The following is a 26,522-nucleotide window of genomic DNA, read 5'->3' on the forward strand; positions in this document are numbered from 1 at the left end:
TATTAAAGCTCCCTCCGTATCTTATCTTACATGATACCAGTATATCACATACCGTTTTACAGCTATAGAACCTCTTTTATGACACCAAATGAATGATTTGGCTGCTTTTAAACGCATCCTTTACATGATCATGACATGTAAAATACAAAATCTGCCTTCCGCCTTCACATAAATCATAAAGAACGTCTAATACACGTTTGAGCCTTTCCTGATCAAAATGAACAAAGCTGTCATCAAGCTGGAATGGAAGCCTTGACCCATCCTGACGCGTAACGGCCAGAGCAAATCGGATCGCTGTATACAGCTGCTCACACGTCCCCTGTGACAGCTCTTCTGCTTGATAGACCGTTCCATCACAATGCATGACCATAATGGAATCATCCGTTTCGGAAAAATAAATCGTTTGGTAGCTTCCGTCAGTCAGCGGGCGGAAGAATTCTCCGGCCGTCTCTAGAAGGCGCGGGAGCTCGACTTTTTTATGCCGCTCCAATTTGTTTCTGATCACTTGTTTGATCATTTGGATCGAGGCCCATTTTTTAGCGGTGTCTTTCACACGTTCTTTTTGCATTTCGGTTTGAAGCTTGAGGTCTGATACCAACCCCGAAGCCTCTAACTGTTCCTGTTTAACAAAGAGCAATGCGATTTGGCTGCGAAGCTGTTGGACTTCCTCAGTCAGCCGCTCTTTTCTTTCCTTCTCAATTAATTGCTTGTTTTTCAATTCAGAAAGCGTATTGGAATCCGCCAGCTCAAGCTCAACCGGGTGTCCGCTTTGAAGCTGCGCGTTTACATGATGGAGCTTGTTCTCCGTATCCTTCAGTTGCCTGCTGACCTCAGCTATTGCGCAAAACTCATTTCTGTCTTTTGCAGCCGCCGCGGCAAATAACTGTTCGATCCGGTCTTCAAAATATTGGATTTCTTGTTCCAGCTCCAGCAGCTGTTCCTTTGTATAATGAATATCTGTTTCAATTCCTTTTCTTTGTTTCTCGATTTCTTTTTCACGTTCAACGTTTTTCCGAAGTGTGTGAAGGGCGTCCGAGATGGACATATTCTGACTCTGATCTACCGGATGAACCATGCTGACGCGTTCTTCGAATGTTCGCCGGCGCTTTTTCAGCCTGCCTGCTTCAATTGTCAGCTCATGCTTTTTCTTCACGTCTTTTTTGACATCCTTCATTAAACTGTATGCATCAAGCAAAAAAGACGGATCTTCCATGAATCCGAGCTCCTTCATAAAACGCTCGACCTGAGTAAAGGACGGGGCCATATCGTTTTCCCACTGTTCAAACTGCTGGATGACCCTTTCATAAGCCGCCTCTTTTTGCTGGAGCACTGCCCGCTGTGTGATGAGATGCTGTTTATTGCGGTCATCCTCCCATAATGCTTCTCTCAGCGCTTCGGCTTCTGCCGGCGACATGTCCGTCACTGGCTGTCTCGTCTCCCGGCTGTTTCGGGAAGACGGTGTTTTTTTACCTAATGCAAGCCAATACACAATAAGTGCAGCGCCGATGCTTATGGCTGGAATCCATTGCTGAAGCAGCAGAAAGAGAACGATGAACAACATACCAGCTGCAATGATAGTCTTTTTCTGTTTAACCTGCTGCCTTTCAAAAAACTTCAGCTGTTCTCGCAGCTTCGCTTGCTCTTGATGCTGCCCCTGTGCTTCATCATATGCTTTAAGGGCCGATTCTTTATCTTTTCTATCGCTGTTTTCAAGAGTGACGGACGAAGCTGCATGAACGGCCTTTTCTGCGTCTTCCAGCTCTTGCCGGGCAAGTTCAAACGTCTCATCAAGCTGCCGTTTTCTGTCTCTTGCCTGCACATATTGCTGCACCGCCTGCTGTAGTTGCCATTCATAGTCATATGACGTGTTCATATTCAGGAGTTCATTTTCATCCGTTTTATTGAGCTGTTCCAGCCCTGCCGCTGCCTGTGCGGACGACTGGCGCAGCTGTGCCTGAATGGCGGCGAGCTGTTCTCCGCAGGATTGGTACATATGAAACGCTGCGGAAAGCTCTTGTATCAGCGTTTCTTTCGCTAACATTTCTTGATCCGGATTAAGCTTTTGCACCTGTTTGTCAAGCTCCGCCATCTTCACTCGAAGCGCCTCCGCCTGTGCGGATTTCGGGTGAAGATGAAATTCATATTTTTCCAGCTGGTGCAGCCCGTCAGCCGGAAATTGTCCCGCCTGTTCCGGATATTGTGCCATCGCCTGTTCGAGCGCCGCTTTTTCATTTAGCAGCGGCTTCAGCTCAATCGCTCCCTCAAACGATCGGATATGTCCTGCCGCCTCTTGCAATTCGGTATCTGCGGCTGCAAGACGGGATTCAAGCGTTCTTTTTTCTTCAAGAAGCTGATGATAACCCGCTTCCTCTGCTTCAGCCTGTTTTAGCTTCGCTGCCAGCTGCTTAAGCGTTTCCAGCTCTTGATTCAATTGAGGATTTCGCCCGTTTGGTTTATAGAGGCTTTCGCTTTCCTTTGTCAACCGTGAATCAAGCTTAGATACGGCTTCAGCGCCAAACAAGCTGGAAAACAGCAGAAATTCCCCAATCTTGTCCCGATTAAAGGCGTGAATTTCCTGCAGCCCGAATACATCAAATGAATAAATGGCTTTATACAGCGCCCTGTCCGTGCCTTGAAACAGCTGCTTTAAAACATCTCCCTGCTTCACTTCGCCGTTTTCTGTGTACACTCTTAGCTTTTCGGCAGTCCCTTTCGTCCGTTCGATCCTCAACACCCCATATTCGGGATGTTCAGCTTCAAGAACACCTCCGTAGACACCGCCTGTTTTCGGTTCATATTTTTTCGTTTTCGGAAAACCAAACAGCATGCTTTCAATAAATGACATCATCGTCGTTTTTCCTGCCTCATTTAATCCGTAGATTAATTGGACAGGCGAGGCGGAAAAGTGAAAGGTCCGATTGGAAAATTTCCCGTATTGGTAGATATGTAAAGATTTAATTCGCAAAGCTTTCACCGCCTCATGTTTCAAGCACCTTAAGCTGTCTTTTCAATAAAATCTGTGCCTGCTCTTTTATTTCCTTTAGCTCCTCTTGGCTAAACCGGTCCGCGTGCCTTCTATACACAGGATGCCGCTCAAGCCCCTCCAGCACATCTGACAGATCGCCGCGATCAATGTCAGTAAATAAACCGCCAAAAAAAGGATCAAGGCTTGTAAGGTTTGTTTCATGTTCTGTCTCGTCTTCCAATGAGAGCGGCCAAATGAAGTGTTCTTCCTCCGCCTCTTGCTCCTGAAACGCTTCAAGAAGCTCATCCAAAGTGCCTTTCGGCGCCTCCAGCAGCCATTGTGGTGCGGTCCCTTGCAACACGAGTCTGACACAAACAGGGCTCCCCTTTATCCGCAGCTTCGAAAACGCGTCCTCAATCATTTGGAAAAGGGCGTTCACATTCTTTGCCTCCGTCACATCAACTGCCGCTTTTTCCCACAAGACATCATGCGCTTTCTGAAAGTCATACGAAATGTCTCCGTTTGCCACACGAACGAGATAATAGCCTTTGTCCCCGATCTCCTTCATATGGCGCGCTTGCGTATTTCCCGGATAGATGACCGCCGGGTGCTCGGCAGAAAGAATCTGGCGTTTATGAATATGGCCAAGCGCCCAATAATCCATCCCGCTTTTCACGAGATCATCATGTGTAAACGGGCAATACGGATCGTGTCCTTCAGCTCCTGACAGCGTGCCGTGAAGCATACCGATATGAAACGGCGCGTCAGTCGACCTCCGATAGCGGACGGCTTGGTTTTCCGTCACGGCTCTCTCCTGATAACTGAAGCCGTAAATGCTTGCCATGCGCCTGCCTTCCTTATAAAACGATTTTTCTTCAGGTACAGCGGACGAAAAAATATGGACATTCTCAGGCCATTCAATCGGCGTCCACTCCCCGCCAAGATGATCGTGGTTCCCAAAGATCACATAAACTGAAATCCCGCACTCTCTGAGTCTTTCAAACTGCTTTCTTAAAAAGAGCTGGGCCTTTAAACTTCGATTGGCTTCGTCGAACAGGTCCCCCGCCAGCAAAATGAAATCAACGTTTTCTCTCACTGCGGCATCTATCATATGTCTCACGCTTGCAAACGTGCTTTCTTTGATCCGGGCAAAAATCGGTTCCGGCAGATGCGATATCCCGTAAAACGGGCTGTCGAGATGTAGATCTGCCGCATGAATAAAGGTTAGATCAGTCAACATTCTGCTCCTTTCCAGGATGAAGTACCCTTATTTTAGCACCGAATTCTGGCGAATGCACGTTCTGTCAAATAATAACCACTGTTTATCACCGGTGGACAGACTGTATAGAAAACTTAGATATCTATATTGATCCTAAACTATAGAAAAAACAGAAAAACATAATATCAAGAAAAAATGCATTCAATTTCTAGAAAGGTAAAATTGGTTCAAGACAGTTACTAAATAAAGAATCGGGATATCTTTTTTGAGATCGAGAGAAAGGGTTGAAAAAACGAAAAACAAGTAATTCTTAAAAGAACGGAGTAAGAAACATCCTGAAGCTACTGAATGAAAATAAAGCGAGTGAACGCTAAAACAATGCAAAAAACTCTCAAAATGTGTAAGAGAGAATGCAGTCTGAAATCATCAAAAAAATTCTAAGAAAACCATTCTGCCTAATTGTTTGTTTAGGAAGCTGCTAAACATTGATGAAAAACAGTTCGAAAACGAGAAAAGGTGAAGAATACGTCATCTAGACAACTGTTTAAACAGAGATATTAGGCCCTCCTCGCCTTCTCGAATAAAAAAATAGTTCTTCCTCCATCATTTACATATAAGGGTTTTTCCTAAATAATTACCACCCGTGATAACGGGTGGCTGCGGCAATTAAACTGCTTTTTCTTTTAAATATCCCACAAATGCATACGCTTATCTTTGGCGGTATGCTCACTAACATATGGATATAATCTTTTACATGCTGTTGCTTCGTTCGGCGCCTTTCCTGTCACATAAGGTTCTAAGTATTTAATTTTCCCATAAATGACTTGCCTTCTATGGTGATGCTTACAATTCCATGTTGTATGTGCTAGACTGTTAGTTTCTTTTGACATAAAAAACTCCTCCGTATGTTGATATTTTGGTTGGTGAACCAATAGTATTTTAGCACCCGGGGGAGTTTTTCTTCATACAACGCGCTGAAAGCTTTTTGGAACCCGAGGCTAGTCTAGGGTTTCTTTTTCAAAAAAAGAGACCAGACGCTTTTATGCATCTGATCTCTTTCCTTATTTATACTTAGGAATGTCATAATATAACGTATAATTATCAAGAAGTGTATACAAGCTGTACATACGATTTACTTGCTTATAAGCCCAACCGATATCTGTTGCATATTGATGACTCGCTGTTGGAGCCCATCTCATTTTAAACAGTGTATCCTGTTGAAAACCGCTTCTGTGGATGTAGTTTTTACCGATCAATTCCGCTCCGCCGATGATTGCCTTTTCAGGAGTATCCCACCCCTGCTCATAGGCTGTTTTAGAGCCACATGATACCGGACAGGAATCATATGCACCATATCCATACATATTGTAAACAGTCTTACCGTTATATGTGACACCATTGGCTAATTCAGAGGTTCCATTTCCTGTTTCCAAAAGAGCATGAGAAATCAAATACAATTCGTTGATGTTGTATTTTTTGGATGCCCCAACAAACGCTGCACCTTTGCCTTCAAGAATTCCCTTACCATTTAAAATCTTGGTATTGATTTCACTGGCTGATAGACCTGCATATTGCGACAGTTTTAAATACTGGAAGTAATATTTACTGTCTATCGAAAAATTATTCGGATTGATATAATACCCGGTCTCATCTTCACTTGCATTTCTCCAACCAAGGTTGATTTTCGCCCAATTTCCTTCTGTACCAATTACACTTACTTTATCACCTTTTTCAAGAAGCCCAATAATGTTGTTGCTTGCCACTTCCGGAGAAGATCTCACATTTAAGAAGTCCGCCGTTACAGTACTATTTGCCGTATTAATATAAGTAAGTGATACATAACCCGGCGAGTCTGTCTGTGGATTTACACTCATTTGCTTTTTGAGCATATCATTGAAGGTCAGGCCATAATCAGTATACATAATTTGAGGACCGTCTTTTATTTTGACAATGTTGACGTTCCATCCAAAGTCCTTTTTAATTTGACTGGCTATTGAAGAAGCTTTGTTATATCCCTGAACATTATCAATTATGATTTTATAAAGATATTGTTTTTCGCTAGTATAACTGCTCCACCAGCCCTTTTCTTTAAAGAAAGCCTGTGCTTTAAGCAATTCATCATACGACAAAGTCATCCCAGTTTCAATTCTATAGCTAGAATAACCAGTTTTCTCAGTATTAACGATTGTAGCCCACCAACCATTATCCTTAAAGAAGTCCAGTCCTTTTTGGGCTTGAGCCTTACCTAAGACCTGATCGGACACTACCCGATATGATGAATATCCGGTGTCACCAGTCTTTTGATAGCCGGCATACCATGAATTCTTTTTGAAAAACTCCAATCCTTTATTTACCTGATCCATTCCCAGTACCGGATTGGAATATATTTTAAAGCGAGTATAACCCTCTTTACCAGTATCCTGATAACCAACGTACCAATTGTTAGCTCTGAAGAAATCTAACCCTTTAGCAAGCAAAGAATCACCAAGAATCGGATCGGAATAAATCTTAAATTTAGTATGTGCTTGTTCCCCAGTTTCTTTATAAGACACATACCATGAATTCTTTTTAAAGAATTCCAACCCTTTATTTACAGTGGTCATTCCAAGCACGGGATCGGATATGATTTTGTAGCGCTCATACGTTTGTTTATCACTTTTCGCTGTTGAGAACCACCAGTTTTTCTCCGTCATATGCCGCTCTGCCTTTTCCCGATCTGCAGAATTGAGATCATGGAATAGAATTCTGAATGAAGTTGAATTCGGCACTTGTTCATACTCAGCAGTTAAGTTGATAGCATCTTTAATCTCCTGAATATACTTTTTGACAAGAGATTCGCTCCCAAAACCGCCGGTTCTGATGTTGTAGTAGTCGACAGAATCTCCCACAGGCTTTACATGGCCTTTAATGCCTGTCTCAGTCACAAATTTCTCAAGATTGGCTTGTGTGGCAGACTCACTGCTAAATCCGCCGCTTGTCAGAATATAATATTTTTCGGGATCGCCAACTGGCTTATATGTCCCATTGATTCCGGTTTTCTGTTGGAAATCACTTAAAATATTCTTTACTTTTGACTCATCGTTGAATCCGCCGCTTATCAAAGTGTGATACTTTTCAGGATCGCCGATCGGTTTATATGTACCTTCAATTCCTGTTTTAGTCTTAAAATCATTTAAAATAGCCTTTACTTTAGTTTCGCCGACGAATCCGCCGCTGATTAACTGATAATAGTAATCTTTAGTCGTATTGATAGGTTCAACAGCTGCAGAAACTCCGGTCTCCTTTGTAAAAGACTGAACGACTGATTCCGCCCTAGATTTATCTGGAAAACCGCCGCTAGACACATAATAATAATAATCTTTCGTCCCGATTGGCACGTAATCAGCATTTATACCTGTGTTATTTTCAAACTCCTGCAGTCCTGTTTTAACACTTGATTCTGTCGGAAATCCACCGGAATACATGTTGTAAATATTCCTATATTCGTTTGTTTTTTGATATACTGCATCCCAGCCGGTGTTTGCCTTCAACTTTTGCAGATTCTTTTCAGCGTCTTCCTGTCCAAGAAACTCAGAGGACGTTTCTACTTTATATGTAGAAGTATCTGTATAGCCTGATGATTTATTGACAAAAACAAAACTCAACGTGCAGATAAAAAACACAGCAACAGTAAACTTTAAAGATACTTTTTTCATTAGACTCCCCCTTTCTTCTTTTATTAATCTCTCATTTTTTCATATCGGCTTATATAATAGTTTGTTTAAGCGACATTTACGAGTATATCAAAATTTTGAACAACGGATGATTTTTTTGAACAATTCAAAAAATGTAATGAGAGCTATGGCGTATGGTCTCAAAAATAAATTTTCATATTTACTGTTTAAAAACTAGCAGACCTTGACAAAAATAGTATTATATATATATGATCTTTAAAAGAAAATAAACACCGAGGGGACTATATGGACATCAAAAAAACATTCACATCATTAGAAGATTTATCAAAGGAAACTATAGTCTTTGATGAGAAATCCCTATTAATTGTAGAGTTTAAACAGGTGAAGTTTGAGTTTTTTCTGAATATAAAATCATCTTCTGACACTTTATTAGTTCTTGGCTCCGGCGCTATAGATCCAAAAAAACATTCACTACCTGTTTTCCACAGGCATTCATGGGCTGACGAAATCGCGTGTTCAACCATATTTTATAATGACCCAACCCTTTATTTAGGAAATATAAATATCGGCTGGGGACAGGGAGATAAAGAACATTTTTATTTAGAAACCATTTCAGAAATTATTGTAAAAATTTCTGAAATAATAAAAATACAGCCGGAAAAAACCACTTTTTATGGAAGCTCCGCCGGGGGATACACTTCTCTTTTCCTCAGTGGTATGGTTAAAGGCTCTACCGCATTAGTTAATAACCCACAAACAATTGTGAGTAACTATTATCAAAGCCATGTTTTGAAAATGCTCGAGACATCTTATAATAAAAGAGACTTAGAAGATTTTCCACAGCATTTAAAATATAGGTTAAGCATTCCGGAGTTTTACAAAAAAATTAATTATATTCCCAGTATCATTTATTACCAAAATTTAGCCTGCGAACATGATGTTAACCGGCATTTTCATCCTTTTTTTAATCAGCTGTTTGAGCTCACTAAACAAAAACCTTATATAAATAAAATTGATTGTCACTTTTATTATGATGAGGAAAAAGGGCATAATCCTATGGGTAAAGAGGAGACTTTAGCTATTTTAAATAAAAGATTAACAAACTAGGTAAGGGGGAAGCCCCCCTTACCTAAATTTCTGACTCTAAGAAACTTATTATATCTTGATCTTTCCAATTCATTCCTTCATACAACCTCAGTATTTGCACTAGAAGATCTTTTGCTGCGTCTTTTTCCTCTTCATTTACCATGGCCAATTTAACCATATACCAATTCTTTATATAATTCTCAAGCCGAATATCTTGATAATCCTTTAATAGTCCTTCTTTTTTCAGCCAAGCAATTCGCCCTTTTTCAAGTAGCATATATCGCTCAAAAAATCTTTTGTTTATATTGTTAACTGAAGAATTTTCGACCATTGCATAGTAAATATGAATAGGTAAATCAATCACTTTAAATTCCCTTGATGAAAGAATCATTTCATGAAAAACGAGAGTATCCTCTCCTATTGCCCCTTCAATCATCTTTATTCCGGAATTGACAAGCCATTCTCTGTTGGCGACAAGAGCTTGCATGCTCATTGCCTTAAAATAAGTCTTTTTGAGAAATTCCTCATGTGGCCCCTTCCGAGATGCTCTGCCGTTATTAAATCCCATCATGGTTTTGTAGTAGGAAAATAACTGCTCTTGATCTGATAATCGAACCATATCACCAATTACCATGTCATATGAAGATCCTTTAGCTTCCTGTAAAAGAGCGGCATACCCATCATTAATCGCTTCATTATCCGGATCTAGATAGGTTATCCATTCTGAAGAAGACAAATCTAATCCTTTATTTCTCGGCCTTGACGCACTTCCGCTGCCTCCTTGCGGATAAAAATACGTTTTGACATTTGGGTATTTTTCTTGCAACCTTTTAACAACATTAGGTGTATAGCCATCTGTTGAACCGTCGTCAACTATAATAATTTCCATTTCCTCAAAAATACTGCTTCTGGATAGACTTTGAAAACATTTAAATCTTAAATGCTCCCCATTATTATAAGTCGGTACAATCACCGAAATTTTATATGATTTGTTTTCTTTCTCCTGTTTACATTTTGGATCAGTCAAGATCTCTAAAGGGTCCACGCTGTATCCTTTTAACAGTTCACCAGGTTCCATATCTTTTAGCGTTTGCCACTCAAACGCTTCTCTCCAGAACACCGTACGGTGACGATCTTTCATCTCATCTACATAATGGTGTTCAATCCCGGGAACATACTCTTGAGAAGAACGATAGTACGCATCTTTTGTAATATAATCCGAATCTGTATATTTAAAACCGTTGACCATGTCCTCGAGATAAAATTCTCCGTAACGGTAATCTACATCGAAAAATGCAACCATATCATGCTCTGCATAAATTTGTTCAGTCACATCTTTTTCTACCATAAATGTTTTATATTTATAAGATTGACGGTTGAATTGCTCTCTCATTTCAGATGTATCTTCTTTTGCGACTACAAGCACTTTTTTATTTAATTGATACTTTTCAAGTCCTGTAATTTCCGCAATTTTATTTACTCTGTCAAATGCCGTTTCGCCGTTCAACACTTTTCTAACGCCTTGCATCTGCAGTTCATATATTTCATTTGCGGATAATGAGTTTAAGTAATCCGTCAATTCTTCTCTAGAAGGGGCCAGAAAAACGTTTGGATATTTGCTATTTATTCCGATGCTGTAATTGGATAATACAACCGTGCCCATTGCCTGCAATTCATATACTCGGTTGGCAAACATAGTGTTGCTGTCTTTTACAGAATTTAAATTCAATGTGAAATCATACATCTTATGAATTTTTTGCAAAGTTTCATGATCTGTAGCCGGCACAACGTAAGGAATATATTCCTTTGGGTAAAAATGAGCTGGCAGCTGTAATGGGAAATTTCGGTCAATGATAGTTAACTCACGGCCCGCATCCAATACACCATCAAAGAGAATACGGCTGTCATGCTGTCTGTTGGGATATTTATGATACCATGACCCTGCAAATAGTATATCCTGCCTTCTGAACAATCTTGTTCCGATTGGATTATGATAAATTGGGTTAACACCAAACTCCAATACATCAAACGTCTTTGCTGAAGGACAATCTCTTCGGTAATCGTCAAGGACTTCTTGGCAAGTAGTAAAGATATGGTCTGCTTGCTGAGCCAAGTCTATATAAAACTCATAATTAACTGGGTCTTCTTTTGAATAGAAGGCAATCGGTATATGTTTGCTTCTATAAAATTCAATAATGTTGCGAACCTGATCTCGAATTTTTTTTATTTTCGGATTTCCAAGGCCTTTCCATGTTCCATCAAGCCCTCTCCATGCAGTGGCAAGAACAAAGATATCGATTTTATCACCGAAATTCTTGTAATTTTCAAAAGTAATATAATGAAAATTCGCAGCATCCTCTAAACTTTTAAATAAAAATTCATCTGCAATAATTCCAATTTGAAGATCAAGTTTTTTATAATACCTTGAACCATTACTGTCCGGAAGTTGCTTAATTTGTTCCTGAATTTCATCATAATAACCTTTTTTGTGGTTTTTCTCCAAAAACTTCAAATAGGCTTCCTTTTCAGATGGTGTCATTATGCTATTTTGAGAAGAAGTTGGCTTATTTTTAGCCGCTTGGCTGTTTCTTAAGGTTGATAGCTTATTTTTTCTATCATTTAATACAGCTAAGCTCTTTTTATTGTTAAACTCCTTTATAGCAGCGTTATCAACCGCAATTTCTTTTGTCAGTCTATTTATTTTTTGTTTAATGGTCATAAGACGTTGATCAATATTCGACATCAACGGTTACCTCTTCTTTTTCTGAATTTCCAATAAAAAAGGGTTAAGCGTCCTAATTTTGAAGAAGAGAGTGCTTGATAGCGCTTCTCAAGATACTTTGTTTGATTGTCTATCTTTTTTTGATGTTGCAGCAATTTTTCTTCTTTTTTATATGACTCAACAAGCTCTTTCTTCAGGGCCGTTAATTCGCTCAAAAGGGAAGATATTTGTTTTTCGTAAGGCTGAATTTGTTTTTCATCATGTAAATGAAGAAAATCAATTACATTACGGATTGCCTCTGATATATCGTTAACGGCTGTTTCTTTGGAATGCTCTAATTTCAAGCCCAGCCAATTGTGCCCCCTTTGAACTTTCACACGTAAACCAAGATGGTAAGATTTTATAATTAGAGCAAGGAGACGATCTAGGTTTATATCTTTTATAAAAGTCCATAGTACAAATCTTCCATTCGGTGATAAATATGGCGTAAGCCGTTCAATATATCTGTCTGAATCAAATACCATCTTTGGGAGAGCTCCCAATAGAATGGTGTCGAACGTTTCAAGACCTGCTTCTTTCTCTTCTTCAAGGTCATTTCTTAAATACATCACTTTTTTTCCAATTGCGGACAAATATTCGTTGCCAAGATTACTAGACCTCACTGCAATAAGAACGTGGTCCCCCACAGCTGATGTATATTCCCACTTGATTGGATTGTTATCGTCCAATTGTAAAAACTGGATCGCTTTTTCATCTTCTTTCTGAGCTGCTTCTGAGAAAACAGGTTTCAAAACATCTTCATCCCTTTCTGCATAAGTGAGGGAATATAAAATTAATTCCGTGATAGTCTGCCATAAGGCAGACTATTGGATCTTTCATGAAAAATATTGTAATAGAGCTTCAACAATGCGCTTAGATGCATGTCCATCTCCATAAGGGTTTGAAGCCTTAGACATTTTTTCATATTCTTCCTCATCTGTTAATAACTGTTTCGTCAACTTGTAAATGACTTCTTCTTCTATACCTGCAAGTTTTAATGTCCCTGCTTCAATTCCTTCAGGCCGCTCTGTCGTATCCCGCAAAACAAGCACGGGCTTACCTAATGAAGGGGCTTCTTCCTGCACTCCACCTGAATCAGTTAAAATCAAATATGATTTTGAGGCAAGGTTGTGGAAATCTATGACTTCCAAAGGTTCAATTAAATGAACCCGATCCAAGCTTCCCAAAATTTGCTCTGCTGTTTCCCTAACGACGGGGTTTAAATGAACCGGGTACACAACTTGAATGTCATGATGCTCTTCAACAATTCTTTTGATAGCACGAAACATATTTTCCATAGGTTCACCTATGTTTTCTCTTCGGTGAGCAGTTAAAAGAATCATTCGGTCATTACCTAGTTGATCAAGCACTTCATGATGGTAATCACCTCGGACAGTCGTTTTTAAGGCATCAATCGCAGTGTTTCCCGTCACATAGATTTGTTCAAGGTCTTTGTTTTCCTCTAAAAGGTTTTGTTTAGACTTTTCTGTAGGCGCAAAATGCAAGTCTGCAATGACACCCGTAATCTGGCGGTTGATTTCTTCAGGAAAAGGAGAGTACTTATTTCTCGTTCTCAGTCCTGCTTCTACATGCCCTACAGAGATTTGATTATAAAATGCGGCAAGACTGCCAACAAAAGTCGTTGTTGTATCACCATGTACAAGAACGATATCAGGTTTTTCCTGAACTAATAATTCATTTAATTTCGTCAGTGCCCTAGTAGTAATATCTGCTAGTGTCTGCCGGTCCTTCATGATATCCAGATCAAAGTCTGGTTTAATATTAAAAGCACTCAGAACCTGGTCAAGCATCTGCCTATGTTGTGCAGTAACTGTGACCAAAGATTCAATATGATCAGGATATTTTTTAAGTTCAAGGACAAGAGGAGCCATTTTTATTGCCTCAGGTCGAGTCCCGAATATGGTCATAACTTTTATTTTTTTCAATGCTTTTACCCCCGCTTAGAGCTATTTGGTCTCATATAGTTGTCTGAAAAAACAATGTGCCAAATTTTAGATCAGTACTGCTTCTTTTTGAATAAACTCATGCAGACTTCCTAAATTGATATATTTAAAATCTTTAGAACGATTTTTCACAATGTTTTTTGTATCAAATATTTGCTTCGTAGACATGTTTGATAACCGATCCCAGTTTAATTTCTTAAATTCATCATGATCGGCTAGAATTAAAATTAAATCGGACTCTTTCACGGCTTCTTCGACATCATTTATTACAAAATCTCTTTTTACATGTGGATCATATGCCCTTACTTCATATCTTCCCTGTTCTTTTAATAATTCAAAGATTTCCATTGCAGGGCTTTCTCTAATATCATCTACATTTCCCTTATAAGTTAGACCAAATACAGTAATCGTTTTTCCATTTGTTTTCTCTAGCAACGCATTTACGTTGTCCGCCACATAATACGGCATTGATGTATTAATGGAACGTGATAGATCAATCAGCTTAGCAGTTTCAGGCGCTTTGGCCACGATAAAGTATGGATCGACCGCTAAACAATGTCCGCCAACACCCGGTCCAGGCTGATGTAAATTGACTCTAGGGTGTTTATTTGCCATTTCAATGACGTCATGAGCATTGATTTCGAGTTCATTACACACTTTTGCAAGCTCATTTGCCAAAGCGATATTTACGTCTCTAAACGTATTTTCCATCAACTTTGACATTTCCGCCGTTTTAGCATTTGTTTTTATAATTTCACCTTTCACAAAGGTGCTGTAAACTTTTGCTCCCTCTTCTGTGCAGGCCGGGGTTATCCCACCCACAATACGGTTATTATATATCAATTCGTGAAGAATCTGGCCTGGCAGCACTCTTTCAGGACAATGAACTAAATACACATCTTCTCCGATAACGAAGCCTGCCTGTTCCACAAGAGGTTTTATATAGTCATCCATACTTCTCGGCCCGATCGTCGATTCAACAATAATGACATTTCCTTTTTTTACAAAGGGTAGAATAGTCTTAACTGCGTCAAGCACATAAGTTAAGTCACAAGATTTATGTTCATCGTTTCGATTTGGGGTTGGCACAGAGATAATAAACGCTTTTGCTTCTTCCGGCATCAAAGACGCCTTAAAATTGCCTGCTTGAACCACTTCATTCAAAGCTTCTTGAAGCCCCGGCTCTTCAATATGGATGGTACCAGCGTTTAAAGAATCTATTACTTCCTGCTTAACATCAACACCTACTACTTCAACATTATGCTTTGCGAACATAATAGATGTAGGTAATCCAATATAACCAAGACCCATAGTACAGATTTTCATATATTATATGCTCCTTTTTGATACTAATTAACTAATTATGATATAAAAACTAGGCTAAACGATTTTTATAAAAATTACTATAAACTCTTAAAAAAGCGGTTTTTTCTTGTTCCCAGTTATATAGATCTCTTGCTTTTAGGCTATTTTTCCTTAACTCTTCTCTTAATTCAGGATTGCCCAGGAGCTGATTAACTCCCTCGGCAATAGAATCCGAGTCATGGGAATCTACTATTACGCCGGTTCCCTCCCCTTCTGTCACCCTCCTGATTTCAGGAAAGTTACATGCGACTACTGGAACTCCGGCCATCATATACTCAAATAGTTTGTTAGAAGATGCAGAATAGTGATTAAAACAAACATTATTTAAAACTTGAAAACCCAGATATGCATTTCTTGTATACTTAGGAAGGTCATTTAATGGAACTTTGGGCAGGAATTTAACCCTATCTCCAATATCCAATTCCGCAACCATTCTTTCTAAATCAGGCTTTATTCGGCCATCTCCAATAAAAACAAGGGTGCCTTCATTAAACTGCGGAGTCGCTTTGACAAGATTTTCAAGCCCTCTCCCTGTTTGTATCCCCCCCTGATATAACAGTATTTTTTCATTTTGGGGGAGGTTCAATAATTTGTGGAGATCAATTTTTTCCATAGACTCTATTTGCTTAAAAGGATAGTTATGAACGACATAGGGATAAAACCCATAAAGAACCTCATTGTACTCCGCTCTTGTATGGTTTTCGACAATCATGGCATCTATTTTTTTAATTAAAAAAGCTTCCATTTTTCCGTAAAAACTACTATCGTATCCTGTTCTGCTAGTTTGAACTTCATGTGAATCATAAATAAGCTTTTTTTTCTTTAGGCGAAACTTTGAACAAATGTAGCCTTGAGGAAGGGTATTTAAATCATTTGAATGATATAAATCATATTTTTTATTAAAACCTTTTAAAATCATTCTTAGGATGATACTTCCTCGGACGATAGCTGTTTTAAGTTTCGTTTTGAGAACAACAAAAGCAAATAGAGTGCACACAATCGCAGGAATTGGCAGGAAATAAATCACTAACAACCATAAAAGAAAAGCCAAAAGCAACAGAGATTTGAATTGTCTTACTTTTTGAAAAAACATCATGCTATCAGGGTATCTTTTTACACGGTGAACGCGAAAATGTTGATTGTATTCTTCAAAAGCTTTCAGATCAGGGTTTTTCGGATCGTCGATACAAATTAAGTCTACATCATAGATATTTTCAGATAATGCCATACATTCTCTCATTACCCTAGCGTCATTTGTGAAATGATTCCAGACAAACATACAAACTTTCGTTCTCATCATTATTATCAACCTTTGGTAATTTTATCTATCACATTTGTTAACTTATTAATATTATTTTCCCACAAGAAATTTTCTTCTATAAATTTCCCGCAATTCTGTTTCATCATTCGCAACAACACAGAATTATGATGAAGCTTCAAAATATAATCTACCATTTCATCTACTGATTGACTGTTTGTAACAAATCCTATTTTTTTGTCCTCAATCAATTTCTTAGGATAGCCTGACAATGAAGCTACAACAGGAAGTTTACAAGTTAAATAGTCAATAATCTTTCCAGGCAAAACGGTTTCAAAAACATTAGAATTATTTAGTATGGCAATTCCAACATCACAGAGAGCCATTTGATTTAAACAGTCTTGCCTCCCCATCGGTTTCAGAAGTTTTACATTTTTAAGTTCATGACGATGAACGAAGTCCGCAAAGTTCTGGTTGTGAACTCCATAACCGATAACAGTTAAAGAAATATTATAATAATCAAGCTTTTCAGCAAGCTGCTTTAAGATTGTGACATCTTGGGCTAGGCCGATATTGCCTGCATAAACTACGTGAAATGTTGAAGTTTCTTGACGCTCTCTTAACACTATCTCATTTTTTCTAGCTGCATTCGGAAGAAACATCAATTTTTTAATTAAATCTTCTGATTTATTTTTAAAATGAGTTATAAATCCTTCACTGTTGATAATGATATGATCTGCCTTCCGATATAAAGCAGACTCTATTTTTTCAAAAAGCCAAATGATTAAAGAATGATGAAATACACCCACACCTTTTAGAGATTCTGGCCATAAATCCCTTACATCCAGCAACATTCTTGCTTTATACCGGTATTTCGCAACAAATCCGACAAAGGCTACAAAAATAGGCGGAGAAGTAACAAACACAATGTCAAATTTTTTTTTATCCTTTGTGACATAAAAAAACATCTTAAACATAATCTCTAGATAATAAAAAAGACGACTGAAAAGGTTGGTAGAATATTTTTTGTTTTGTACTGACAATCGAGTAATGTTTTGATCAAAGTCGATCTCTTGTTCATTCCATAAACAGTCTTGCGAATAAATTTCTCTGGAAGGATAGGTTGGCTCAGTAGTCAAAACTTCTACATGATATCCTTTTTGTTTAAGCATGAGGAACATGTTCTTCATACGGTTACCCGCACTGCCGATTTCAGGATAAAAATTTTGTGTAATCATTAAAATTTTAAATTTCAAAAAAACTCCCCACACTTCTACAAAAAATTAAATACAAATTTTTATTTTTTAAATTATCCACCACCCAAAAGATAACAAATACGCCATAGACATACCAAATAAAACAGATTCATATAATTTTGCCAGTCTATCAAGATTATAATATTTATAAAACGACAATTGCAACAGGGGTTTACGAATTTCGACATAATTCTTATATGCTTTTTTAGGAAATTAGAATCACAAAATGAAAATCAAATAGGCACTTAGACCCTCAACTTGCAGATGCAAAAGCACATCAAAATTCGTCAAACGCTTATAAGACTGCTTTTCTTTTGGATAAATTTACAGGTGAAATGAATAAACGTGGTCAAACGCTACATAAATAGAAGCAAGAGTTGAATGAGATCTCGAATCATATCGGAGTTCACAAAAGTAAACTTCAATATTGGAGTCAAATACAAATTTTAACCAGACCATTATAAGCTAGACGTACTTCACTATTTGGCATCTTAAGGTCTGAATTTCTGCACCTAAATTTAAGGGCACATAACATTTTGACCACAACCTTGAATTATATATTGGCTACTACAAATCTAGAACAAATAAAAGTAAAACTCAAAGACATGAGTCCTGTAAATCCGAACTCATGCCCAGGCTGTTTTTCAATCAGTTTTTCGCTAAACGAAGCGCTTGTTTGATCGCTTTGAACGCGCTTGAATTGCCGTAAATCAACACACCGCCTTTGTAAATTCTGGCGCCGATGACAGCCAGTATGACAATGGTGAGCAGTGTGATTCCGATACCGGCAGCAGCCTGCCAGAACGGAATATCAAGCATGCCGACGCGCAAAAACATAATCATTGGCGTAAAAAACGGAATAAACGAGGTTACCGTAATAAATCCTGCGTCAGGTGCATTCAAGCCGAACATCGCGATCATAAAACCGGCGACAACCAAAAGTGTCATTGGCGTGATCGTTTGCTGAACGTCCTCTATTCTGCTGACGACACTGCCGAGAAACGCGGCGAGTGTCGCGTATAAAAAGTATCCGAGCAAAAAGAAAATCACAGCATAGATGACAGTGGCTGCTGAAACGTCGGTCAGATTAAGGAATCCTCCGACAGATGAAGCTGTTTCGCTCGTTTTGTTCAGCTTTAGCGACAATGAGCCAGCGGCTATGATGACAGCAAGCTGCGTCATTCCGACGAGCCCGATGCCAAGCAGCTTTGCAAACATCTGCTGGATCGGCGGCATGCTCGAGATCAGGATTTCCATGACACGCGAGGATTTTTCGGTTGCGACCTCCATCGCAATCATACTGGCATACATAATGACTGAGAAATAAATGACAAACAGCATAATGTAAACAAGCCCCGCTGTCTGGCCAAGCTCTTCCTCAGACTTCGCCCCCTCTTTCAGCGTCTCCTGTCCGACAGTAACGGGCGCATAAAGACTGCTGATCGTTTCCTGCGAGACACCGAGATCCGCTGTTCCGACAGCCGTTTTGGTTTGCGTCAGCGCCTGCTGCAGCGTATGGTACGTGCTATCATCAGAAATCGTTAACGCTTTATAAGTTCCTGAAATGGCCCCTTTTTCATCTCGTTTGATGATGAGCATGCCATCGAGCGCTTCATCTTTGACTTGCTTTGTGACCTCATCCTCCGATTGCTTCGACTGCTTCACATCTAGACCGCCGTCTGTATCCACCGCTTTCAGCTGCTTCGAGAAAATCGGATATAATTCGTTTGTTTCATCAACAACGGCGATTTTTTCTTTCGTATCATCACCTTGAAACATAGAAATGATCGACTCCATATTCGTTACAACTAAAACAAGCAGTACCGTGATGACAGTCGAGATAATAAAGGATTTTGCCATTATTTTATTTTTATATGTATGAGAAAGCATGAGCCAAAATTTATTCATAGACGGCGCCCACCTTTTCTATAAAAATATCGTGCAGTGACGGCTCTTCAAGCTCAAACTTTCTAATAAACCCTTTTCCTTGGAGCATGGCAAAGATCTCTTGAGAAATATCTTCATTAGCGATCTGCAGCTTGACGCCGCCAGCCGTTTCCTTCCATTTGAGAATGCCTTCATGAGACTGCAAAAAACGCAGATCGTCATCGGAGTGGATCGTGACATTTTTCTTGCCGAAGGAACGCTTGATCTCCTTCAGCCTGCCTTGCACAACCGGCTTTCCTTTCTGTAATATGCACAGGTGCTCACAAAGCTCCTCCACATGCTCCATCCGGTGGCTGGAAAATAAAATAGAAACACCGCTGTTTTTAAGAGAAATCACAGACTCTTTTAACAACTCAACATTGACAGGGTCCAGACCGCTGAACGGTTCATCAAGGATCAGCAGCTCCGGCTTATGCAAAACAGCCGAAATGAATTGGATTTTCTGCTGGTTTCCCTTCGAAAGCTCTTCCACCTTCTTATTCTCGTAATCTGTTATATTGAAGCGTTCAAGCCATGTGCCGAGCTCTTTTACAGCCTCCTGCTTCTCCATCCCTTTTAATCTGGCAAGATAGACAAGCTGATCTTTCACCTTCATTTTCGGATAAAGGCCCCGCTCTTCCGGCAAATAACCGATTTTGTTGCTGATATTGTAATTCACAGGACGGCCTTTCCAGCTGATTGAGCCCTCCGTAATGCTTAATAAACCAAGGATCATGCGAAACGTCGTCGTTTTTCCCGCTCCGTTTGCGCCTAAAAGACCGAACATTTGCTGCTCCGGAATGTCTAAGTCCAATCCGTCAACAGCTTTATAATCTCCAAATGTCTTCGTTACGTGATCAATCTTAAGCACCAAATCTCCTCCTTCCCTGACCCATTATATACTAATTTTGGATCAAACTTAATAAAGGATTTTGAATTCTTTTTTAGAATATAATTATAAATGAAGAAAGACTGATAAACCTTGAAAATGGAGGGGAAACCTGATGGCTGATTATTTCCTTACAGCTTTTGATCCTTCGGGGGAAACACTGGTTAACGAGCGATTTGAGGCAGAAAATGAAGAAACGGCTAAAATGCGTGGTGAAGCCCTATTAAAAGAAAAAGAGCTGCACAGTCACACCCATCGTGTAGTCAATGCAGCCGGAAAGCTGATTTTGTTTCATAGATGATCAGCTTTCCGGCTGATCTGTTACGCTTGAAACTTCGGCTCTCGTTTTTCCAAAAAGGCACGGATTCCTTCCTGGTGATCCTTGGTCCTTCTCATTTTCTCTTGGGCGCTGCGTTCAAGTGCAAGCACCTTTTGCAGTTCTTCAAGCTGGAGGCTTTGAAAGATGGCTTTTGTTTCGATCATCGCCAAAAGAGGCGAGGCCAAAAGGGTTTCAATAAAGGGTCTTGCGCCTTCCGCAGGGTCTCCGGCAAATGTCCCGTCAAGGAGGCCCATATCGGTGCCTTCCGCGGCGGAAATTTTTTTCCCGCTCCAAATGAGCTTTTTCGCCTTCGCTTCCCCAATTCTTTTCTTCAGCAAATAATGCCCTCCGCCGTCCGGAACAAGCCCAATGCCGATAAAATTCATCGCGAGAACGGCATTTTTTTCCGCGAGCACAATGTCAGAGCAAAGCGCTAAACTCAGACCCAGTCCCGCAGCAGCGCCGTGAATAGCTGCAATTGTCACTTTCTTCATCTGATATAATGACAGAGTGACAGCCTCAATCGTATCCATCAGCCGCTTAAATTCATCAGGGTCATGCTCTGATGTCATCATCCGAATATCTCCGCCGGCTGAAAAGCCTTTCCCGGTTCCTCTCAGGAGAACGATGAGCGCCTCGCTTGCAGCTGCCTTTTCAACCGCCTCCTTCAGTTCAGACAGCATCTGTTCATTCAGGGCGTGATGGGCTTCAGGGCGATTCAAGATAATCTCCGCAACGGTTCCATTCGATTCATATTGAATAAACTCCATGTGAAGCACCTCCATGTATGCGTTTGCTTTTTTCTTTCTCCTATACATTCCCCGCCATCCTCCAATAAACCTCTTTATTTTTCAAGATCAATAGATACTGAAAAATGCATATTGTTTGAGTGGAAACATAAAGTTTTATATAGTGAAAGAGGGCTATTCGAAAGGAGGAGAGGAAGCATGGATAAATTGCTTGTCAGTTTACTGTTAAGTTTATTTGTGGTTTACTTTCCCCCTTCGGACGTCGTTCTGCCTTCCCAGCTTGAAGAAACCACTGACAGCTATGTGCCTATGTCCTCATATCCGCAGGAAACACAGTCGGCCAAAACGCCGTCGCCGGGCAGCCTGTACATCGCAGAGCTGGTCAAAGAATACAGTCCGCTGGCGCTGTCTGTCAGGCAGCTGTCTGTCAAACCCCTTGACGAACCGCTGATAAACAGGCTGGAAAAGGTTTGCGCCGTCCCTGTCAAATACCAGTCTAATTACCTCCGAATATAAATGTTCTTGTTTGTAACTCACCCCATTTAGCCCACACTACATTCGGAGGGATTTTCATTGAATATTAAAGAAAACGATCTGCCGGGCATCGGCAAAAAATTTGAAATCGAAACGAGAAGTCACGAAAAGATGACCATTATCATTCATGATGACGGAAGAAGAGAAATTTACCGGTTTCATGACCGGGACCCGGATGAGCTTCTTTCCAATATCTCATTGGATGATTCCGAAGCAAGGCAAATTGCGGCTATTCTCGGTGGCATGGTCTATAAACCACAAGCACTGGAGTCGATCGAAATGGCCTTCAGCGATCTCATTATTGAATGGTTTAAGGTTGAAAAAGGCGCCAAGTCGATCGGGCGAACACTCGGGGAGCTTGATGTCCGCCAGAACTGCGATGTCACTGTGATCGCCATCATCAAGCACAGCCGGGAAAAACTTTTAAACCCTGGGGCAGACTCGGTTATTGAAGAAAATGACACACTTGTCCTCTCAGGTGAAAGAAAGCATCTGAAGAAACTGATTCACGATTTTCTTTCTGGAGAGGGCGTGTAATCGGCCGATGGATCATCTTGTATTTGAAGTCGGGACTGCGCTTGTGCTTGTGGCGCTTGCCAGTGTGATCGCCAATAAAATTAAATTTTCGATTATTCCGTTTCTGATTGTGCTGGGCATGCTGCTTGGACCCCACGCTCCGAAAGCGGGGATTATTGACCTTACATTTATAGAAAGCAGTGAAATCATCGCGTTTTTCGGGCGGATGGGCGTGCTGTTCCTCCTCTTCTATCTCGGACTCGAATTCTCTGTTGGAAAATTAATCAAATCTGGAAAGTCAATCGCGGCCGGCGGAACGATTTATATCTTGATTAATTTCAGCCTCGGGCTGCTTTACGGGTTTATCACTGGGTTTTCTTTTCTGGAAGTCCTCGTCCTTGCAGGCGTCATCACGATCTCATCAAGTGCGATTGTCGCAAAAGTGCTCGTTGATTTAAAAAGAACGGCCAATCCGGAAACCGAGCTGATCCTCGGTATTATCATGTTTGAGGATATTTTCCTTGCCGTATATTTGTCCGTTGTTTCCGGTCTTGTACTAGGTGATGCGACATCAGTCGGGAGTGCGTTTTTGTCCATTTTGATCGCCTTCAGTTATATGCTGCTGTTTTTTATCGCAGCCAGAAAGCTCCCGCCTCTGTTGAATAAGCTGTTGGACATTCGCTCAAATGAAGTGTTTATTATCGTCATTTTCGCCGCGCTCTTTTTTATTGCCGGATTTTCAGAGACGATTCATGTAGCGGAAGCGATCGGCGCGCTGCTGCTCGGTTTGGTTTTTTCCGAAACAGAGCATTCCGACCGGATTGAACACCTTGTCGTTCCGTTTCGCGACTTCTTCGGTGCGATGTTCTTTTTCAGCTTCGGCCTCAGCATTGATCCGTTTTCGCTAGGTGAAGCGGTTTGGCTTGCTTTAGGAGCAGTCATTCTGACCATTCTCGGAAACTTTATCGCCGGAATGGCGGCCGGACGGCGCGCAGGGCTTTCTCATAAGGCGTCATCGAATATCGGACTGACAATCGTATCACGGGGAGAGTTTTCGATTATTGTTGCGAATCTCGGGATAGCCGGCGGCCTGTCAGCCACATTAAAGCCGTTTGCCGCATTATATGTTCTCATTCTGGCGATTTTAGGACCGCTTTTAACAAAGGAATCAAAACGAATCTACCACCTGCTGAACAAGGTATTTAAATGGAAGCCAGAGGTTCAGCCTGCAAGAAAACAGGGATAAAAAAAGCAGCACTGTGATCAGTGCTGCTTTCATCGTGTCGACAAACCCTCGCATTCGTTGTCAGACCTGCGCATCGGTGCTCATGTAAAAAAGATCAGCGGCTAAAAGCTAAAGCGTCCTGCTCAAACACCCCTGTTACCGCATCCTGCGAAAGTCTGCTCTAAATAGTTGATTTTTTCGTCCGTGTAGTGCTCAAATCGCTCATTGTACGATTTCGGATCTTTCGGATTGGCAAAGTGTGTGATTTTCCCTGTATCCCGGTCAATAAATTTACTTGCCGCGCCGCAGCCGATGCCGATAATCGTCTGCACCTCTTCCATAATCATAATGTTGTAGATGCTTTCTTGTCCCGGTAAAGAGTATCCGACATTCTCCAGGTTCCCGAGGATGTTTTTCTGGCGGTACAAATAATAAGACACGTACCCATGCTCTTTCGTCCAGACTACCGCGTCATCCATCATTTGAGAAACCTCTTCCCTGCCGGCGACTTTGTACTTATGCTTGTTTCTTGTCATTTCTGACGCCCGTTTAAAGGAAAGAGTATGAACGGTAAGGGATTCCGGCATCAGATTTTCCGTTTCTGAAAGGCTGTGTCTAAACTCCTTCACGCCTTCCCCAGGCAAACCGATAATCAGGTCCATGTTGATATTATTCATGCCGTGCCGGCGTGACAGATGATATTTCTCAATGGTCTCTTCAACCGTGTGATGCCGTCCGATCGCCTTTAGCGTTTCATTTTCATAGGATTGCGGGTTGATGCTGATTCGGTCAATGTCATATTTGTTTAAAACGGAAAGTTTTTCTTCTGTAATCGTGTCAGGGCGGCCGGCCTCCACCGTAATCTCACGAATGTTTTTCACATCCGGGAAGGAGCGGACCATCTCCTCATACAGCAGATCCATTTCCTCCGCTGTAATGCTTGTCGGCGTCCCGCCGCCAAAGTAAATGGTTGTTACCTTAACATCATGTTCCTTCAGCCATTCGCCGATTTTCTGCATTTCGTAATGCAGCCCCCATAAAAATGAACCGACTCTGCCCGCTTGCCCTTGGATGGCGTACGCAGGGAATGTGCAATACGCGCATTTTGTCGGGCAGAACGGAATGCCGATATAAATACTGACTTCATCCTTTACTTGATACAAATCCGGCACTGCCGCCAGTTGCCGGTCAACAATATCCTGCATTAACTGGATTTTCTCATCATGAATTAAATAGTCTTTTTTCAATTCAGCGTGTGCTTGCTCCTTCGGCATTCCGCTTTGCAGCTTTTTATGAAGCAGCTTTGTTGGCCGGATTCCTGTGAGGATTCCCCACTTTTGCGTGATGCCCGTGTGCGCTTGAAGAAGATTGAGATACACATAAGAAATCGTGTTTTTCACTTGCTTGAAAGCTTCTTTTTCATTCATGCCTGAAGAAAAAGATTTTGTATGCTGTTCCGTTAGGCCAGTTCCCTTCACCTCTCCCGAAACCGTCACATGCTCATCCGTTTGTAAGCAGTCTAACGAAATAACAAAACCTGCGGGCTCCTCTCCGCCGTACACAAGCTCGCACTCTTCATAAAACAAATTTGCAATATTTTGCAGAGGCCGATGCAGGCGGTCATCATGTATGCCTTCTATTTTAATTTGCAACTTCATCACCTAATTTATCAGATTCAAAACTTTCTTTAGTTTACAGAAATAGACCGCTAAAATCAATCCGGCAAAAAAGCCGCCGCACCTGTCAGGGCGCGAGCGGCTTTATTTACACACGTTTCATGTGGAACTTATCAAGAAATCCTTTTCGCTGCTGCATTCGGAAATATTCCTTCATCATGTAAGCGACACCCTGCTCGTCATTGGACCTTGTGACCCAATCAGCCTTTCTCTTGATCTCCGGAGCGGCGTTTCCCATCGCTACCCCAAGACCGGCAAGTTCAATCATCGGGAGATCGTCATACTGATGCCCGATGGCCACCACATCTTCCATAGTCAAGCCCAGCTCTGAAGCGACGAGGGCCAGACCCGCTTCCTTCGAGACACCTTTCGGGACGATATTCAGCTTCTCATCGTTTACGCGAATAACGTCAACCGCAGAGAAGGCTTTCGTAATCGTTTCTGTAATGTCAAGCTGAATGTCGTGCTCCGTGTACACCTCGATGACAGGCGCACTCACCGGCTCATCCATGAGAAGATCGCTTAATGATTCTACAAACTGGACTGGATAAAAGATCGGATCAGACGGATGAATGAGTGCTTTCCCCAATAAATTTGAATTCACCTTTTTCTTGTTTCCGATGGAATACTTCTCGTGAAGAAGCCGAATATTGCATTGATAGCTCTCCAGCACTTGAACAATATTAAAGGTATGGTCGTCAGAAATTCTTTTTTCAAAAAACGGGGCGTCTATTTTCTCAGCGATATATGCTCCGCTATGGGTGATCAGCTTGGCATCCAACTTAAGCGATTTCGCTATTTTCTGCGCTGAACGAAAATGGCGGTTCGTCACAAGTGTGACGTAAATCCCTTTTTTCTTTACATATTCAATCGCGTCTTTCGTTGCCTGATGAATCTTCCCGCTAGACCGAAGCAGCGCTCCATCTATGTTTAAGGCAAGCAATTGTTTTGACACAGAGATGTCCCCCTCCTTGATGACTGTACTTGTGTATAGGATATGACCCTGTCTCTGTGTTTAGAACAACCTTTTCTGCCAAGCAAAAAAAGCCTGACTCAGCAGACTTTATGTATGGCAAGATGATAGGATACGATCGAAGCTGCCATTCTCCCTAATATCGTTATTTCGATTTACGAAAAATC

At 40.8% G+C, this 26,522-nt stretch carries 19 protein-coding genes and 1 pseudogene; 5 read left to right on the forward strand and 15 right to left on the reverse strand.

Features of this window, described 5'->3' with window-relative positions; all coding sequences use genetic code 11:
* Positions 1–76 precede the first annotated feature (76 nt).
* From V6D41_RS11665 to V6D41_RS11680, 4 genes and pseudogenes are all read right to left on the reverse strand, one after another.
* Positions 77–2,974, reverse strand: coding sequence for an ATP-binding protein (locus V6D41_RS11665; RefSeq protein WP_333518308.1), 2,898 nt, complete (start codon positions 2,972–2,974; stop codon positions 77–79).
* A gap of 4 nt (positions 2,975–2,978) precedes the next feature.
* Positions 2,979–4,205: a metallophosphoesterase family protein gene (locus V6D41_RS11670; RefSeq protein ID WP_333518309.1), complete on the reverse strand. Its 1,227-nt coding sequence runs from the start codon at positions 4,203–4,205 to the stop codon at positions 2,979–2,981.
* A 651-nt stretch (positions 4,206–4,856) separates the two neighbouring features.
* Positions 4,857–5,074: pseudogene (locus V6D41_RS11675) on the reverse strand (transposase); the annotation flags it as partial.
* Between the two features lie 171 nt (positions 5,075–5,245).
* Positions 5,246–7,879, reverse strand: a complete 2,634-nt coding sequence (locus tag V6D41_RS11680; protein ID WP_333518310.1) for an N-acetylglucosaminidase — start codon at positions 7,877–7,879, stop codon at positions 5,246–5,248.
* Between the two features lie 264 nt (positions 7,880–8,143).
* Between V6D41_RS11680 and V6D41_RS11685 the strand changes: the two genes are divergently transcribed.
* Positions 8,144–8,965 (forward strand): glycosyl transferase family 2, encoded by an 822-nt coding sequence (locus V6D41_RS11685; RefSeq protein ID WP_333518311.1) that lies wholly within the window; start codon positions 8,144–8,146, stop codon positions 8,963–8,965.
* Between the two features lie 22 nt (positions 8,966–8,987).
* On the opposite strand, the gene V6D41_RS11690 is transcribed toward V6D41_RS11685, so the two are convergent.
* The 8 genes from V6D41_RS11690 to V6D41_RS11725 all read right to left on the reverse strand — a co-directional run bounded on the left by V6D41_RS11690 (position 8,988) and on the right by V6D41_RS11725 (position 20,345).
* Positions 8,988–11,687, reverse strand: coding sequence for a glycosyltransferase (locus tag V6D41_RS11690; RefSeq protein ID WP_333518312.1), 2,700 nt, complete (start codon positions 11,685–11,687; stop codon positions 8,988–8,990).
* On the reverse strand, positions 11,687–12,457 hold the full coding sequence (locus V6D41_RS11695) for a hypothetical protein (protein ID WP_333518313.1): 771 nt from the start codon (positions 12,455–12,457) through the stop codon (positions 11,687–11,689). Before V6D41_RS11695 ends, V6D41_RS11690 begins: the two co-directional genes overlap by 1 nt.
* A gap of 84 nt (positions 12,458–12,541) precedes the next feature.
* The gene (gene wecB, locus V6D41_RS11700; protein ID WP_333518314.1) at positions 12,542–13,651 is read right to left on the reverse strand and encodes a non-hydrolyzing UDP-N-acetylglucosamine 2-epimerase; all 1,110 of its coding nucleotides are present in this window, start codon (positions 13,649–13,651) and stop codon (positions 12,542–12,544) included.
* A gap of 66 nt (positions 13,652–13,717) precedes the next feature.
* Complete coding sequence (locus tag V6D41_RS11705; protein WP_148964148.1) at positions 13,718–14,995, reverse strand: nucleotide sugar dehydrogenase; 1,278 nt, start codon at positions 14,993–14,995, stop codon at positions 13,718–13,720.
* Positions 14,996–15,044: 49 nt separating this feature from the next.
* Positions 15,045–16,334, reverse strand: coding sequence for a glycosyltransferase family 4 protein (locus tag V6D41_RS11710; protein WP_333518315.1), 1,290 nt, complete (start codon positions 16,332–16,334; stop codon positions 15,045–15,047).
* A 5-nt stretch (positions 16,335–16,339) separates the two neighbouring features.
* Complete coding sequence (locus V6D41_RS11715) at positions 16,340–17,548, reverse strand: glycosyltransferase family 4 protein (protein WP_333518316.1); 1,209 nt, start codon at positions 17,546–17,548, stop codon at positions 16,340–16,342.
* 648 nt (positions 17,549–18,196) lie between these two features.
* Complete coding sequence (locus V6D41_RS11720) at positions 18,197–19,456, reverse strand: ABC transporter permease (protein WP_148964145.1); 1,260 nt, start codon at positions 19,454–19,456, stop codon at positions 18,197–18,199.
* Positions 19,449–20,345: an ABC transporter ATP-binding protein gene (locus tag V6D41_RS11725; protein WP_148964144.1), complete on the reverse strand. Its 897-nt coding sequence runs from the start codon at positions 20,343–20,345 to the stop codon at positions 19,449–19,451. The genes V6D41_RS11720 and V6D41_RS11725 overlap by 8 nt, the downstream gene beginning before the upstream one ends.
* 133 nt (positions 20,346–20,478) lie before the next feature.
* On the opposite strand from V6D41_RS11725, the gene V6D41_RS11730 reads away from it, so the two are divergent.
* Positions 20,479–20,664 carry a YhzD family protein gene (locus V6D41_RS11730; RefSeq protein WP_148964143.1) on the forward strand — a complete coding sequence of 62 codons (186 nt, stop codon included), beginning with the start codon at positions 20,479–20,481 and terminating at the stop codon, positions 20,662–20,664.
* Between the two features lie 20 nt (positions 20,665–20,684).
* Here V6D41_RS11730 and V6D41_RS11735 read toward each other — a convergent pair whose 3' ends face one another.
* Positions 20,685–21,452, reverse strand: a complete 768-nt coding sequence (locus tag V6D41_RS11735; protein WP_333518317.1) for an enoyl-CoA hydratase — start codon at positions 21,450–21,452, stop codon at positions 20,685–20,687.
* A gap of 177 nt (positions 21,453–21,629) precedes the next feature.
* Between V6D41_RS11735 and V6D41_RS11740 the strand changes: the two genes are divergently transcribed.
* Genes V6D41_RS11740 through khtU form a run of 3 tightly spaced genes read left to right on the forward strand, consistent with a single transcriptional unit; the run spans position 21,630 to position 23,727 of the window.
* Entirely contained in the window at positions 21,630–21,947 is a 318-nt protein-coding gene (locus V6D41_RS11740; protein WP_333518318.1) for a hypothetical protein, read from the forward strand.
* 57 nt (positions 21,948–22,004) lie between these two features.
* On the forward strand, positions 22,005–22,502 hold the full coding sequence (khtT, locus tag V6D41_RS11745; protein ID WP_087991231.1) for a K(+)/H(+) antiporter subunit KhtT: 498 nt from the start codon (positions 22,005–22,007) through the stop codon (positions 22,500–22,502).
* Between the two features lie 7 nt (positions 22,503–22,509).
* Positions 22,510–23,727, forward strand: coding sequence for a K(+)/H(+) antiporter subunit KhtU (gene khtU / locus V6D41_RS11750; RefSeq protein ID WP_333518319.1), 1,218 nt, complete (start codon positions 22,510–22,512; stop codon positions 23,725–23,727).
* 122 nt (positions 23,728–23,849) lie between these two features.
* Here khtU and V6D41_RS11755 read toward each other — a convergent pair whose 3' ends face one another.
* Positions 23,850–25,358: a coproporphyrinogen III oxidase gene (locus V6D41_RS11755; protein ID WP_333518320.1), complete on the reverse strand. Its 1,509-nt coding sequence runs from the start codon at positions 25,356–25,358 to the stop codon at positions 23,850–23,852.
* Between the two features lie 112 nt (positions 25,359–25,470).
* Positions 25,471–26,337: a Cof-type HAD-IIB family hydrolase gene (locus V6D41_RS11760; protein ID WP_148964138.1), complete on the reverse strand. Its 867-nt coding sequence runs from the start codon at positions 26,335–26,337 to the stop codon at positions 25,471–25,473.
* Positions 26,338–26,522: the final 185 nt, after the last annotated feature.

This window comes from Bacillus sp. 0102A (genome assembly GCF_036765155.1).
GTDB lineage: Bacteria > Bacillota > Bacilli > Bacillales > Bacillaceae > Bacillus > Bacillus subtilis_G.

Bases quoted from the DNA above. Each gene is read 5' to 3' on its own strand.
- V6D41_RS11670 (WP_333518309.1), bottom strand. From the start codon at position 4,205: ATGTTGACTGATCTAACCTTTATTCATGCGGCAGATCTACATCTCGAC.
- V6D41_RS11680 (WP_333518310.1), bottom strand. From the start codon at position 7,879: ATGAAAAAAGTATCTTTAAAGTTTACTGTTGCTGTGTTTTTTATCTGC.
- V6D41_RS11685 (WP_333518311.1), top strand. From the start codon at position 8,144: ATGGACATCAAAAAAACATTCACATCATTAGAAGATTTATCAAAGGAA.
- V6D41_RS11690 (WP_333518312.1), bottom strand. From the start codon at position 11,687: ATGTCGAATATTGATCAACGTCTTATGACCATTAAACAAAAAATAAAT.
- V6D41_RS11705 (WP_148964148.1), bottom strand. From the start codon at position 14,995: ATGAAAATCTGTACTATGGGTCTTGGTTATATTGGATTACCTACATCT.
- V6D41_RS11710 (WP_333518315.1), bottom strand. From the start codon at position 16,334: ATGATGAGAACGAAAGTTTGTATGTTTGTCTGGAATCATTTCACAAAT.
- V6D41_RS11720 (WP_148964145.1), bottom strand. From the start codon at position 19,456: ATGAATAAATTTTGGCTCATGCTTTCTCATACATATAAAAATAAAATA.
- V6D41_RS11730 (WP_148964143.1), top strand. From the start codon at position 20,479: ATGGCTGATTATTTCCTTACAGCTTTTGATCCTTCGGGGGAAACACTG.
- V6D41_RS11735 (WP_333518317.1), bottom strand. From the start codon at position 21,452: ATGGAGTTTATTCAATATGAATCGAATGGAACCGTTGCGGAGATTATC.
- V6D41_RS11740 (WP_333518318.1), top strand. From the start codon at position 21,630: ATGGATAAATTGCTTGTCAGTTTACTGTTAAGTTTATTTGTGGTTTAC.
- khtU (WP_333518319.1), top strand. From the start codon at position 22,510: ATGGATCATCTTGTATTTGAAGTCGGGACTGCGCTTGTGCTTGTGGCG.